General features: G+C 45.3%; 15 protein-coding genes. 1 reads left to right on the top strand and 14 read right to left on the bottom strand.

Annotation, left to right across the window (positions count from 1 at the left end):
• Positions 1 to 13: 13 nt before the first annotated feature.
• The 14 genes from AC07KQ_RS13240 to AC07KQ_RS13305 form a co-directional block, all read right to left on the bottom strand.
• Positions 14 to 712, bottom strand: a complete 699-nt coding sequence (locus tag AC07KQ_RS13240; protein WP_003568014.1) for a DUF4310 family protein — start codon at positions 710 to 712, stop codon at positions 14 to 16.
• A gap of 12 nt (positions 713 to 724) precedes the next feature.
• The gene (locus tag AC07KQ_RS13245) at positions 725 to 1,504 is read right to left on the bottom strand and encodes a DUF4311 domain-containing protein (RefSeq protein WP_003571780.1); all 780 of its coding nucleotides are present in this window, start codon (positions 1,502 to 1,504) and stop codon (positions 725 to 727) included.
• A gap of 1 nt (position 1,505) precedes the next feature.
• Positions 1,506 to 1,874: a DUF4312 family protein gene (locus AC07KQ_RS13250; protein WP_003568016.1), complete on the bottom strand. Its 369-nt coding sequence runs from the start codon at positions 1,872 to 1,874 to the stop codon at positions 1,506 to 1,508.
• Between the two features lie 12 nt (positions 1,875 to 1,886).
• Entirely contained in the window at positions 1,887 to 2,246 is a 360-nt protein-coding gene (locus AC07KQ_RS13255; RefSeq protein WP_003568017.1) for an SFCGS family glycine-rich protein, read from the bottom strand.
• A 179-nt stretch (positions 2,247 to 2,425) separates the two neighbouring features.
• A complete protein-coding gene (locus tag AC07KQ_RS13260; RefSeq protein WP_003568018.1) occupies positions 2,426 to 2,782 on the bottom strand; it encodes a transcriptional regulator in 357 nt (118 codons plus the stop codon).
• The gene (locus AC07KQ_RS13265; RefSeq protein ID WP_274990920.1) at positions 2,757 to 4,628 is read right to left on the bottom strand and encodes a BglG family transcription antiterminator; all 1,872 of its coding nucleotides are present in this window, start codon (positions 4,626 to 4,628) and stop codon (positions 2,757 to 2,759) included. Before AC07KQ_RS13265 ends, AC07KQ_RS13260 begins: the two co-directional genes overlap by 26 nt.
• 521 nt (positions 4,629 to 5,149) lie before the next feature.
• Positions 5,150 to 5,821, bottom strand: coding sequence for a transaldolase family protein (locus AC07KQ_RS13270; RefSeq protein ID WP_003568020.1), 672 nt, complete (start codon positions 5,819 to 5,821; stop codon positions 5,150 to 5,152).
• A gap of 128 nt (positions 5,822 to 5,949) precedes the next feature.
• Positions 5,950 to 6,330: a PTS glucitol/sorbitol transporter subunit IIA gene (locus AC07KQ_RS13275; protein ID WP_003568021.1), complete on the bottom strand. Its 381-nt coding sequence runs from the start codon at positions 6,328 to 6,330 to the stop codon at positions 5,950 to 5,952.
• A gap of 26 nt (positions 6,331 to 6,356) precedes the next feature.
• Positions 6,357 to 7,475 (bottom strand): PTS glucitol/sorbitol transporter subunit IIB, encoded by a 1,119-nt coding sequence (gene srlE / locus AC07KQ_RS13280; RefSeq protein ID WP_003571783.1) that lies wholly within the window; start codon positions 7,473 to 7,475, stop codon positions 6,357 to 6,359.
• A 29-nt stretch (positions 7,476 to 7,504) separates the two neighbouring features.
• Positions 7,505 to 8,074: a PTS glucitol/sorbitol transporter subunit IIC gene (gene srlA / locus AC07KQ_RS13285; protein ID WP_003568023.1), complete on the bottom strand. Its 570-nt coding sequence runs from the start codon at positions 8,072 to 8,074 to the stop codon at positions 7,505 to 7,507.
• Positions 8,075 to 8,091: 17 nt separating this feature from the next.
• Complete coding sequence (locus AC07KQ_RS13290; protein WP_003568024.1) at positions 8,092 to 8,601, bottom strand: transcriptional regulator GutM; 510 nt, start codon at positions 8,599 to 8,601, stop codon at positions 8,092 to 8,094.
• Complete coding sequence (locus tag AC07KQ_RS13295; protein ID WP_003568025.1) at positions 8,602 to 10,470, bottom strand: BglG family transcription antiterminator; 1,869 nt, start codon at positions 10,468 to 10,470, stop codon at positions 8,602 to 8,604. It abuts the gene before it with no gap.
• Between the two features lie 26 nt (positions 10,471 to 10,496).
• Positions 10,497 to 11,297, bottom strand: coding sequence for an SDR family oxidoreductase (locus tag AC07KQ_RS13300; RefSeq protein WP_003568026.1), 801 nt, complete (start codon positions 11,295 to 11,297; stop codon positions 10,497 to 10,499).
• 251 nt (positions 11,298 to 11,548) lie between these two features.
• Positions 11,549 to 12,277 carry an L-ribulose-5-phosphate 4-epimerase gene (locus tag AC07KQ_RS13305; protein WP_003568027.1) on the bottom strand — a complete coding sequence of 243 codons (729 nt, stop codon included), beginning with the start codon at positions 12,275 to 12,277 and terminating at the stop codon, positions 11,549 to 11,551.
• A 199-nt stretch (positions 12,278 to 12,476) separates the two neighbouring features.
• Between AC07KQ_RS13305 and AC07KQ_RS13310 the strand changes: the two genes are divergently transcribed.
• On the top strand, positions 12,477 to 13,298 hold the full coding sequence (locus AC07KQ_RS13310) for a Cof-type HAD-IIB family hydrolase (RefSeq protein ID WP_003568028.1): 822 nt from the start codon (positions 12,477 to 12,479) through the stop codon (positions 13,296 to 13,298).
• Positions 13,299 to 13,391: the final 93 nt, after the last annotated feature.

Here is a 13,391-nt window from a genome sequence, read left to right on the forward strand (position 1 = left end):
GCTGATTCACACTCTATAATTTTACTGGGAAGAAGAAGCCCATAACCATGGCGCCGATGATGGCACCGCCGGGGATTGGCTTTTTCCATGCGTAGAAGAGGGCTGCGCCGACTGTACTGCCGATCCCGATTGGAATGCTGGCGGTGACCGCACTCAGAATGATCAGCGGACCAAGGAAACGCCCGGTTTGGTTCCCGGCACCCATCATGACATCCGCACCGAATGTGGCATTACTTTGATTAATCGTAAATTTCCGCACGAGGTAAATGATGACCCCGATAATGAGTCCTAATACCCCGCCGGTCAAAAGGGCAAGTCCAAAGTTGGAAACTAAGGATTTGGCACCAACCGAGAGTAAAATCGCTGGAATCCCAATGCCGACACCAGTTAAAATCGAACCGCCAAGATCGAGAATTCCGACCAGTGAGCCTTCCAAAATACGGGCGAACAGGAAACTGGCACCAAAGGCCGCAGCTGCACCGTATGAGCCGCCAGTCATCCCCGCCTTCAACATCGCAACAATCGCGACTTCGTTGAAAGCACCGACACCATAATTGTAATACATTGACGTGCCGGCAAAGACGCCAGCCGACATCAAGGCGACGATGACAACGAAGCCCCAGTCTGCGTGCCAAAAGTCATGATCATTTGCAACTGCCTTCAATTCTTCATCCGCAGACACATCATTTGCTGTGGTTTGTTTATCAGCCATTCGTTAACACCCCTACTTTCCGCCTAACATTTGATGAACGTTCGACAACCAACCTGGTGCATTCAGGTTAAAGGACTTCAACAAGTTAAGATCAAACCCACGGAAGAAACCGGATAGAACAAACAACAGAATCGCTGCTGCCAAAATAGATTTCGTAATCCGAGTCCAACCGAGTTCGTCGACCCCTTTACCAATCAAAATGCCCAACACAACACCTGGCACCGCGTTACCCATGATCATCGCCGAAAGCCCGCCGAAGACGGTTCCGAATAACCCAGAACGACGACCAGCATCAATGGCAGCCAGCCAGAACAGAATCGGCATCACCAGATTGATCAGCTGATTGGCAGCTGGGACTAACACTTTAACTGCAGTCACCTGTAAAGATTCAGGGATGGAACTGGAGGTGACATTCAAGAAAGCAACAACGACAACCCCGATAATGGCACCGGCAATCCCCATTTTCTTAGGATTGTGCACAGTCTGCTCAACATTGCGATTCTTCACCAACAAGCCTGCTGCTGCCCAGTTAGGAATCACACGGTGAGTGATATCCTGCGTGAAGGCACCGGCTCCCACCGTTGATGCCCATGCATTGAAGAAGAAACCAAGGCCGAAGCTAAAATGCGAAGCCGGATCACCTTCTGCTGCATTCATTTCGCCTAATGTTCGGAAAGCCCCCAAGGCTTGGGTTTTCGGCGCGGTAAACATCCGGGCGGCCCCAACCCCAGCCGCAAAGCCGACCAATCCACCAATGATGATTGACTGGAATAAAATCGTTAGTATTGGCAACTCATTTCACATCCTTTAACATATTTTTCAAGTTCGGTAATGAGAGTGCGTCTGGTGACGGTGCTGTGACATCTTCGAAGGTCAAAGCACCAAGATCAATCGCGGTAATAGCAACCGTCACCGCCAAAGTAACTGCATAAGTGGTCCTAGTCCGTTTGAAAAAGAAGAAAAGAAACTTTTCTGTGTAACTGGATTTGATCAACTTCAGCGGCTCAACCTTTTCTGGGACGATCCGTAAAATAGCTTCATCGCCATTGTCGATCAGCTGCTTTTGAATGTCGCTGAAGGCAGCAGCGAAAGCTTGTTGCTTGGTCTCGCCTTTACCAGACACTGTGAGAACCTGACGTTTGGTTTCATTCACGACCGTCATCTGAATCACTCCTTAAGCTTCTGGATACTTTTTGTTCCATGCCTCGACAAGGGCTTTGCCTAAAGCTTCTTGATCCATGAAACCGAAACCAAGCACTTTATTGCCATCTTCAATCGCGGTGATCCCTTCTTGAACCGAACGCATACCATGACGTTCTGGCCAGCCAAACTGGGTGTGAGCCGTGATCGCACCGGCACCGCCTGAACCGCAGAAGCTAATCCCCATATCGGCTTTTTCTTTATCCATCACTTGGCCCAAGCGCATATCCGCGCCCATGCCCGGCACAACAACCGCTGTACCGCCAGCTGCTTCAACACCTTTAGCAACGTTCTGACCTTTACCCATCCGATCTGCAATAACAACTTTAACCATGGTGAAATCCTCCTATTATGAGAGCGCGAGCAGGAACGCTTAGCTCGGCGTAGCGAAGTGGCAGTCACGTCAAATGGTCCGATCTTTGGGCTATCTGACGTAACTGTCCTTCACATAGCTGGGTTGCGACTGCGAGCGCGTTTTTTTATTCAAAGTAAGTGACCTTCTACAACAATTTTTTAAATCTTATTCTGCGCTGCTTCAAAATGAATCGATAAAACGTACTTCTCTGCGACTTCCAAATGCCCGATATGCTGCACAACTTGATCTGCCAAATCCAACGACTTTTGCGAAACTTCGGCGAACATTGTCGGATCGACCGCTGGCAATTGCTCGCCTGACTTCGATCGGCCTAGCATTTCAATAAGATGATTCGTGAGAACTTGCAGCTGAAGATCAGTAAAATGAATCTCCGCTGCAGCGGCTAGCTTAATCACATAATTGACAAGTGCTGTTGCTGCTTGGGCATCACTGCTTTGTTCGATCATCGCTTTGACTTCTGTGGGTAATTCAACGTTCGCGTCCAGTGGTGTCATCCCCTTCCTGTGATACTTCATGACTTAAGCTCAAATACTCTAGGATCGCATGCACTTCTGCACGATTGATGGCAAGGCCGTGATCCGAAAAGACATGCTCAACTGTCCCCACCAGCTTAGGATCATCCTGATTTGGTTTTCCCTGATACTGCTTATCAAACATAATGCGTTGGACCGCGAGGAAAACGTGCATCATGAACGCATCGCCGTAATATGGATCAATTGTTGTTGGCAATTGCTGCTTGAGTTCCGAATAGATACTGAACATAGTCAAAATCGTCTGCTGCGTCTGTTGTTCAAGATTGGGCTTCGGTCTAATCGGCACTACTGGTTGCTGTGACTTAATCTGGGCAAGCGGTACTTGTAATTTTTTAGCAACCGCTCCTCGAATCGCAGCGATGTCAGCGGCATTCGGCAACGGTCGCACTTCAATCACCTGAACCTCCGAATTCTTGAGCGGAAACACACTGATGACCAATTCAGGATGTTCGCGGGCAATCAACGCCCGCGCATCATCAATGGAAGCAAAGCCGACCAGTTCAATATTCGGAATCGCTGAAGCAATGCGCTGCTGAATCAGATTGGTGATTCCAATGCCAGTTGCACAAACATACGCGACTCGAACCGTGCGCATCTGGCTATCGCGATTGAGCGACACCATGAAATGCAACGCAATGAAGGAAACAAACGCCTCACTTAAAACTTCCTGATCACCTGCCAACTCTTTATTGACGGTTTTTTCAATGGCTTCAAACAAGGCCGGATACTCTTGCTTAATATCTTGCGTAAACGGGCTGTACTCAAGCAGCTGACTTTTCTTACCCAAGGACTGACTAAGATGCAAGTACAGATTTTCCTGCAGCTGACTGTCGTGACTAAAATCATGATCAACCAACGCCCCAACCGCCAAGATGATGCGATGTGTCATCGCGACCAAGTTATGATCTTGCGGGGCCACTTTTTCGTTAACGCTTTGACCGAGATAATAGTCGTAATCGTCCGTGAGCGCTGGCAAGTTGTAAAAATCCAACGTCCTCATGATCAGTTTGTCCGAATACTGCTGATCCGTTTGGGACTGTTCAACCCGATGATAGCTGTTGACTAGTTGATTAAACCCTTGGCGAATCACGCCGATGGTCAACCGAATGATCGTGGCAATCAGTGTACTAGGATCAGGCATGTCGCCTTCCTGTTTACCTAAACGAATGGCCTCTTTCAAGATGGTATTGAACGCGTGATCAAAAGTTGCTTCACCGGTCAAAACTAAAGCTCTTTTCGGTTCGGTTTTAGTGTTCAAGCTGTCAACCAGCTCGGCCATGAGCGTTTTACGATTCAACTGCTGGGTGATGAGCTGTTCCAGCAAACGGCGGATAGCCAACTCGGTACCATTCAGCTTGTAGCCATAATAGTTTTTGCTGATCAGCTTGACGTTGAATTGCTCCAAGTAAACCGCGAGTTTCTTCAGATCATTGTTCACCGTTGTCTGACTCACATTCACCCGCGCCTGCAACTGCTGTTGGGTGGTGTAATCGCCGGTTTGTGAAAGAATCAAGATCATGCGGAGAATTCGTTCATTCGGGGCTAAATAGTTATCAGCTAACTGATCATCGATTTTCTCCCGCAAAGCCGTTCGTGCAGCTTCACTAGCCTCGATCCAGATTCCTTTGCGCGGTGCACTTTTCAAAACTGAATCTTTCGCCGCCAGCCAATCTCGAATATCTGTTAAGTCGTACTTCACTGTCCGAACACTGACTGCAACTGACTCAGCCAACTGCTTAGCTGTCACCGCCCCTTCAGCACTAATCAGCTGCAAAACAATCTGCCGCTGTCGGTTACTTAATGACATCTCACATCACCCCCCACACTTAATTTCTAATTCTACTGTAAAGCGCTTTCTAAGACGAAACAACAGGCAATGTTTGCACGATTAATCGTGCAACGATATGTGATATTGTAAACAAAAAGACAATTGGTCTGTTCCGATTGTCAACAATATTGTGTTAAGCTATTCAGGAAGCCAATGATTGAAGTGCTTATATGGCGCGTTTATTTATGTACATAACAGCATTTATAAGTTGTATCATTCCTTAAATTTCAAAAAAACGTCAATTTAGACATTTCACACTTTGCATCAGTCATTCGTGCAAAAAACCGTTTCTTATTTTTAAAAATAACGCCTATTTTTTGGCTGGTAATCTGCTGCAAAAATAGACTGTTTTGAATGAAAGTTCGTTTGCTGCCTCCGATAGATCAAGTCGTGCGAAACACAAAAAGCCATGAAACCCCGAGTCAAGCTCGGCACTTCATGGCTTTTTTGAAATTAAATTCGCACCTATCCCATCACGATTTTGTTCATCCGATCAGTGATCAAATTCCAGCTGTTTTATCCAGCTGATGGCCTTCTTCATTGAAGACGCGAATCGCATCATTGGCTGCTGCATTGGTCATGAGCTGTTGGAAAATATCGTAACTGATGGTGACATTTTCTGCCCCAGCTTTGATGGCAGCCATCACTTGTGAAGCCGTCTTGAAGCTGGCGCCCATGATCTTAATGTGCGTGTCAGTACTCTTGTAGAATGAATGTGTCTCGGCGATCACGCTGTATGGGTCAATGTCCAACTGCTCCATACGATTGACGTATGGGGCAATGTAATCACAGTCAACGACGCAGGCCATGAAGCCCTGGCGAACAGAATAAACGGCCGTGCCTAGCAGACACTCATCGGGCTTTTCAGCGCGAATCGCTGATACTGCCCGATAGCCTGGTTCAAATAATGGAATCTTAAAGGCCATGCGCGTGTCATCATTATCCGGAAAGCGCTTGCGTAATTCGTGATAGTCAGCTAACAATTCTTCCTCAGTATCGCCAACCAATTGCACGAACAAAACGCCTGGCTTCAAGTCGCGAATCTTACCTAATTGTTCGAAGCGTGGATGGCCTTCCTTCAGCAACAGCTTGGGATTGGTGGTAACCCCTTCGAACTGATTAAAACTCAACATTTCTTTGACTTGATCGAGGTTCGCTGTATCAATAAACATGGATTATTCCCCCTAATTAAAAGCGTTCAATGGCGATGAAACCTGCACATAAGAACCTTGGTCGCAATGATCAAAGGGCGGTCATCGCGGCCAAGGCCACTTATGCTCCGGTTTCTTACCGCGCCGGTTCACGCTCTTATTATTTTAATTGTAGTCCCGACATCTAATTCTGGATACGTCTTTTCTTCCAAATAAAGCGATCCTGCGAGCTCAGGTGTTGTCGAACCATCGAAAACAATCGCTGTATGACCAAGGTTGCCCAGATTGGTGTTCACCTCATTGCCAACCGCCGTGATCTTATAAGATTGATCGTCGAACGTCATCACATCTCCGACTTCGATTGGTTCCAAAATTTTATTGACATTAATAATGAAGCAAGACGATCGTAATGCATCAGGGGCTTCATCTCCAAAAAGAATGGCCATATTGATATCCTTGAACCCCCGTGCTTCCGAACCAACTTCAAGAATTTTTGTCTCGTATTTTACTGTTTCTGCTAATGACGACACCTTACTCACCTCTCCAATAAACTAACTTATTTCGCGTACAAGCCAAAACTTGCTAACCAAGCAACAACAACACGTGGTACCCCGTTTAGAAAACGGGAATACAAGACAGAGACAACGCCGACTTCAACAGTCTTGGAATCAGCTTCTTCAAGTCCTAAACCAACTGGAATGAAGTCAGCCGCGTTTTGCGTGTTAATCGCAAACAATGCAGGCAGCGCATATTGTGGCTGGATGTTACCACGACCGATTTCAACCCCGATCAACGTCCCAATAACCTGAGCAATAACAGCCCCGGGGCCAAGGATTGGTGAAAGGAACGGTAGGGAACAGATAAAGCCGATGACGATAAGTCCAAAGACATTACCAGCAAGTGGCGTCATGAGTTTAGCAAACCAACTGCCCAAGCCAGATCCCTGAATAATACCAATCAGTAAAGCTACAAAGGCCATAAATGGAATAACGGTATTCAGCATTGTCTGAACAGAATCTTTAGCTGCCTGATTAAAGGTAGCAATCACTTTCCCAGCGCCAATCCCGATGCGCGCAATAAAGTTGGGCTTTTTCATCTGCGCCGTGATCGTTTTGTTCGTATCAAACTTGGCTTCGCGAGCTTCAGCTGCTTCTTGATCTTTAGCTGCTGTCGTTTTTGCTTCTGTTGCCGTAGCTTGAGAAGCTGCCGATTCTGCCAATGCAGCATGCTGTTTGCCAGCTTCGCCACGTTGGTCAAAAGGTACACCGTTTAATGATTGATCCGGCACCGCATCATCAGGCAATGCCGTGATTTGATTCACATCAACGTTTGAAACGTACAACTTAGGCACAATATATTTCGCCAGTGGACCGGATTTCCCGGTTGGTAAAACGTTGATCGTTAAAATATTTTTCTTTGGATAGATCCCGCAACGCAATGTGCCGCCACAGTCAATGATTGCAACAGCTGTCTCATCTTCAGGGATCGATGTCTTGAAACCATCGACTGCTTCCATCCCAGTTAACTCAACAATCTTGTCAACGATGGCAGGTCGATTGCCGCCAGTCACGTAGATAAACTTATGCTTTTGTTCTGTAGGTGTAATGGTCAAGGGGCCGCCATAGCCGCCTGAACCTTTCACAACTTGAATACTATGCCATTTTTGATCAGCCATGATAGTAAATGCCTCCTTTATTCAGACAATTAGGCTTCTTGACCATTACGCGCCGACAGATCAACTGTCTTGCTGAGCGTAATGCCAGTTTGTTTAGAAACATATGCGGTTGTGAAGTCGGTGACCCAACCGCCGATAAAGTTCATCACAATCCCGACTAACATGTAGCGAATTGCGAGATCCATTTGATTTAACCCAAGTTTTTGGACACCTTGGGCAATGCCCAACCAGACGAACAATTCACCTGGATTAATATGCGGGAACACGCCATTGCTGGTATGGCAGAACTGTGCTTGTGCAGCATAGTAACTTGGCTTGTAGTATTCCGGCAAGAAGCGGGCAAGCGTGAAGCACATTGGATTACCTAACATGAATGCTGCTAAGAATGGCAATACCAGATAACGCATCAACACATTTCGGCTCGCTTTCTGGGCAAACCGTTCGATTCGTTCTTCCCCAATAAAAGCAATAATCGTGTTCATCAATACCAACAATAGCAAGACAACTGGTACAATGCTGGTCATCCAGCTAATGAATGTCTTGCCACCTGTTTGGAACAGCTTCATGAAGCCGGCTGCAAAATCAGAAACATATTGCATGGTCTCATCTCCTAAATTTAAATTGTATTCTTCTTAAAGACATTGGTTAGCATATGCGGAATCGCTTTCATTTTTATGCCGATCTCATTAAAGATCGGCAGTGAAAACATGCTGACACGACTCGTATCAAAGTCTTCAAAACTGAGATTATTCGTTTTATAGTTCACATAATTGCGATACGCATTCAGAAAACATTCGCGTTCTGTTCGACTCAGCTTCTGCAGTGCCGTGTAATCAGCGCCAACTTCAGCGACCAGTTCACCGTCAAATTGATTCACGTCTCGGAATCGGCTGAAAACCGTGAGGCCCTTCATCACCCGAATTTCTTGAATACGATCATCATGGTCTAAACCGATCAGCATCAAACTGCCTTGGCGAAAACGCCGAGGATTTTTCCCGATCAGCACCCGACCATCTTGCCGTACCTCGTGATAATTGTGAGCAAAATTACGAATCTGAAAATAGCCCATTAGTGCCTGCAGTAAAAACGCCGCTGCAATAAAGATACCAAGTATCAAAACGTTCATTTAAAGTCCCTCCGTGACAACGGTTAAGGGATCTTGACTGCCTGAAATCTTGCGCAGATTATTCATCGCCGCTTCATTCACTGCTAGTAAAAACAGCAGATCATAGAGCATCGATAAATCCTCCAAGGCTTTTTTCCCTAAAACACGTGGAATCCCAATAACAAAAATATAACTAACTGCTTTGCCACCAACTGGAATGGCATGTTTCAGTACACTTAGATGCAGGAACAAGCGATTCTCGTCAATATCCGCAATGGCATGGGGGATCGCGACACCGTTATCGAGCACAAACTTGGTGGTCGATTCGTGCTTAATCAATCGGTCAATAAATCCCGGGTCAACCAAACCTGCATCACTATCTGGCTTGAGTGCTGCTCGTAAGACAGCTTCATACGACATACTTGCTCGATTCTCGAAAACCTGTGGGCGCCAGATGATTCTGCCAGCATCAATTTCGTGTTGAACCGCTGAAACTCGCACTTTGGTTTCAAGCACGCGATCCCGGAAGATATCACCAATCATGACGACCGGAATTCGCAATTTATGAGCCAACGGCCGATCTGTGAAAACCATGATCAACTCATCTTGATGTTTTAGAATATCTTCCTCATCCTGATAAGCAGTGATTGTCACCTGCGACTCGAACATCGTGTTAAGCTGATTTTGCAAATACTGCAGCACGCTTTGCCCCATGTTTGAATAAAAACCAACTCGTGGTTGATCTGGTACATTGACATCGGCATGCTGCAACGCCATTTCGAAGTAAACCGTCAGATAATTGATCTCAACATCCGCAATATGAATCCCCATTTTTTCTTCCAACTTGTCAATCATCAAGATCGCCATATCGGCAGCTAATTGAAATCGTTGTAACATTTTGTCCGTCAAATAATCAGACGGAGAAATGTGGAAAATACCGCGATTAATCAAGAAAATTAAATGATACTTAGTCGTCTCATAAAATTGGTCATAGTCAATCTTGGCATCAACCAAAGCTCGAACTTCACTGGCAATTTGGTCGAACATTGCTTTGTTTTCGTGAACCTTTACCTTCAACTTAGCTGGTGACAATAACTTGTTCGCATACAAGTTGAAGGGAAAGGCAAGGAAATCATATTCTTCTTGGCTAAATGACACATGGCAGCGATCTTCAATATCACCAACAATGTTAATGAAAAGTGGTGAATCGTCCATCAAGTTCGTATAATACGGACTAATACCACTGAATACATAATGATGCTTTTTCAGGAAGACGATGATTTGCATGATCTTCTCAAAAATTTGTGTTGTGCTCGTCTTTATCTTTGCTGAATTCAGCCGACTGACGACTGATGCAACCAAAGTTTTATCCGTAAAAATTCGCGACTGCACATAATCAAAGAGGTGATTGTAAATCAACATGGTTAAGTCAACAGTTGACCCCACTTGTAACTTAACCCCGCGACTTGTCGCCCCTTCAATTTGGAGATCATAATTTTTCAACCAAGCGCGACAAGCTTCTAAATCTTTTAATAAAGTGCCGCGACTGACCGTCAATTGATCAGCGATTTCATCCATAGGAATGAATTGCCGTTCTTTGATAAGACGAAAAAGAATTTCCGCCTGCCGCTTCTGCTTGTCGTTATTATCAATATTTTGTTTGAAGACACCTGATTGAATTAAAGAAAATTGGCGATAATCCAAGATGTGCAAGAAGTACCCATTTTTATTAATGCGAATTTCTGCAGCATCCCCAAGTGATTCTCCTAGCTCATGAATGTACTTCTGCATCGTACGCGTTGAAACGTTTTCGCTTTCGGCCAACTCGTCTAAATCAGATGTGCCATTTGCTAGGAGATAGCGTAGAAGTCGATAATCCAAACTATTCAATCAGGTTACCTCCCCAAGCTTATGAATTAACCTCTGGACTTACCCCCCGCAACATTGGTTGTCACACCTGTAATATAACTAGCACGATTGGACAAGAAGTAGTTGACCAAATCACCCACTTCACTCAATTTGCCACTACGGCCTAATGGTGTAGTAGACGTTGAACTGTAGCCGGCACGGATTGCATCAACGGTGGTATCACGCGTATAAGCCAAAGCTTCTTCATAACTCGGTGTCCGTAAGCCTGTTGCTTCCATGATGCCAGGTGCAACCCCCACAACCCGGATATTGTACTTGCCTAACTCTTTAGCCCAAGAACGGGTGAAACCGTTGATGGCGCCTTTACTTGCTGAATAAACACTCTGACCAACAGAACCTTCAAGGCCAGCCTCAGAAGACATATTGACGACAACCCCATGTCCCTGTTTGACCATCCGACGAACGACTGCTTGTGAAACCAAGAAGACACTTTTAACGTTAACACTGAAGATTTGTTCAAATGTCTTAACGTCCAATTCATATTTACCATGTGGATCTTTAGGATCAACCAATACCCGCGGCTTGTTGATACCTGCATTATTCACGACGCCCCAGATTTCTCCATTGATCTTCTCGGCGGTGGCGGCAAGATTTTCAACTTCGTCAGGATCAGTCACATCAGTATGCACATACTTCAAGTTAGGGTCCTTAAAGTCGCCTTCCTTGAGATCGCCGTTAACAACGGTAGCGCCATTATTAATCAATTCCTTGACGATCGCAGCGCCAATTCCTGATGAACCTCCAGTTACAACAATTGTCTTGCCATCTAAACCTAACCAATCAGACATATTCAATCTCTCCCTTTCATCTTTCTGCTCTATGGTAGCGTTTACGAGAGAAAGACTTAAGACAGTCATTTTCCGACGTCGGGGAAAAAACGTGCACGATGGTTAACGAAAACAACTGGATATCGTTAAATAGTCAACTATCACTTGAAAGTGAAACTAGTGAAGGATCATGTAAAAAGAGCCGGTTAGCGGTGCTTGACCACTTAACCAGCTCTTATTTTTGAAAACAGGGATCTCGCTTGCTTTTAATATCACGCCTTAGCCGCATGCCCCACCGACTTAGCATTATCCTGCCCATAATAAGCATCCTTACCATGTTTTCGATAATAATGCTTGTCCAACAAATACTGTGGCAAGTGCACGTCTTGATGTGTCAGCGTTAATGCGTGATAATCCATTTCTGCGACAACTTCCAAGACTTTGGCGTTATAAACTGCCTTAGCTGGGGTCGCTCCCCAGCTGAATGGACCATGTTGGCTGACCAGAACTGCAGGAACTGCGTTATGATCAATACCGCGATCCTTAAAGGTTTTGACGATGACTTTACCTGTGTTTTCCTCGTAAGCATCTTCAATTTCTTGTTGCGTCAACGCTTCGGAGATGGGCACATCCCCATAAAACGTGTCAGCGGCGGTTGTATTCAGGTTGGGGATATCCATGTGTGCCGAAGCGAACGCAACTGCCCATGGTGAATGGGTATGGACAATCCCACCGATGTCAGGGAACTCATTATAGAGGACGGTGTGTGTCGGCGTGTCGCTTGAAGGGTTCAGTTGCCCTTCTACAACTTCGCCTTGCAGGTTGACGACAACCATGTCATCCGGCGTTAAGTCTTCGTAATCAACGCCAGATGGTTTAATGACGAACAATCCCTTTTCCCGATCAATGCCGGAAACATTGCCCCAAGTAAAAGTAACCAGATCTAATTTTGGCAACTGCATATTTGCTTCGTAGACTTCTTGTTTTAATTGTTCAAGCATGAAAGTTCACTCCTGTTCATTTATTGAATATCGTTATTTGTCAATCACTGACTGACTGCGTTGTTTTCCCAATAAATGGTCTATATCAATAAACCCAAATTTAAAACTTAATGTACACAATGACCTGAAAACGCTTTTAACGCCGCCAACTCTGATATAATGGGTTGTAACCATGTGAAGTTAGAAAGGAAGTTTACCCATGCTTAAAGCTATTGCCCTTGATATGGATAACACGTTACTTAATAGTCAAAAAGAAATTAGTGTCACGAATCAAGATGTGCTCCGCTATCTTAGCCGCAAAGGTATACGTGTCATTCTCTGTTCTGGTCGGCCATTTGCCACTTTGAAGCCATTTTTGGATCAGCTTCATTTAACTAAAAATGATGATGTCTGCATTTGTTTCAACGGCGGCTTAGTCCGATTAGTACGGGATCACACCGTCATCAAATCTTCAACGCTGACTAAATCACAAATCCAGCCAGTTTATGATCTCGTTAAGGAAAAAGGTTTCCACTTAGATGTGGTTGCTGAAGATCAGGTGTATTCGTTAACTGAATTTGGTAAATCCAGCTATGAGTCCATGATTCCTAAACAAATGCCATTTACCGATACGACATTTGCTAAGGTGCCAGCCAAATTATCGATTTTTAAAGTGGTCATCGCTGGCGATCCAGAAATGGTTGATGCGGCTTCAGAAGCTGCGCAATCACTTGAGGGCGTCACCGTGACAAGATCACGACGTACCTTACTGGAAATCATGCCGCCTAATGTGAATAAGAAGAACGGTTTGAAAGCAGCCCTCAACTTTTATCGCATTCCGCGCGAGCAATTAGCCGCATTTGGCGATGAAGAAAACGATCAAGATATGCTTGACTACGCTGGTATTGGCATCGCCATGGGTAACGCGATTCCTGAAATCAAGAAAATCGCTGATATTACGACGCAATCCAATGATGAAGATGGCGTTGCAAAATTCTTGATTGATTACTTCCAGATCAGTCCAACTGCAATCCACCCATAACTCGTCTAAAGCCACCTTCCATGAGGCGGCTTTTTTCGTGGGCGGCGTTTGTTCATCCGTTCGCCTGTTGTGATCAATAGCTTTACACGACTA

Source organism: Lacticaseibacillus sp. YLM2-1 (assembly GCF_056583465.1).

Excerpts from the sequence above, each read along its gene's own strand:
- AC07KQ_RS13265 (WP_274990920.1), bottom strand. The coding sequence starts at position 4,628 with ATGTCATTAAGTAACCGACAGCGGCAGATTGTTTTGCAGCTGATTAGT.
- srlA (WP_003568023.1), bottom strand. The coding sequence starts at position 8,074 with ATGCAATATGTTTCTGATTTTGCAGCCGGCTTCATGAAGCTGTTCCAA.
- AC07KQ_RS13255 (WP_003568017.1), bottom strand. The coding sequence starts at position 2,246 with ATGGTTAAAGTTGTTATTGCAGATCGGATGGGTAAAGGTCAGAACGTT.
- AC07KQ_RS13305 (WP_003568027.1), bottom strand. The coding sequence starts at position 12,277 with ATGCTTGAACAATTAAAACAAGAAGTCTACGAAGCAAATATGCAGTTG.
- AC07KQ_RS13250 (WP_003568016.1), bottom strand. The coding sequence starts at position 1,874 with ATGACGGTCGTGAATGAAACCAAACGTCAGGTTCTCACAGTGTCTGGT.
- AC07KQ_RS13260 (WP_003568018.1), bottom strand. The coding sequence starts at position 2,782 with ATGACACCACTGGACGCGAACGTTGAATTACCCACAGAAGTCAAAGCG.
- AC07KQ_RS13270 (WP_003568020.1), bottom strand. The coding sequence starts at position 5,821 with ATGTTTATTGATACAGCGAACCTCGATCAAGTCAAAGAAATGTTGAGT.
- AC07KQ_RS13310 (WP_003568028.1), top strand. The coding sequence starts at position 12,477 with ATGCTTAAAGCTATTGCCCTTGATATGGATAACACGTTACTTAATAGT.
- AC07KQ_RS13240 (WP_003568014.1), bottom strand. The coding sequence starts at position 712 with ATGGCTGATAAACAAACCACAGCAAATGATGTGTCTGCGGATGAAGAA.
- srlE (WP_003571783.1), bottom strand. The coding sequence starts at position 7,475 with ATGGCTGATCAAAAATGGCATAGTATTCAAGTTGTGAAAGGTTCAGGC.
- AC07KQ_RS13290 (WP_003568024.1), bottom strand. The coding sequence starts at position 8,601 with ATGAACGTTTTGATACTTGGTATCTTTATTGCAGCGGCGTTTTTACTG.
- AC07KQ_RS13300 (WP_003568026.1), bottom strand. The coding sequence starts at position 11,297 with ATGTCTGATTGGTTAGGTTTAGATGGCAAGACAATTGTTGTAACTGGA.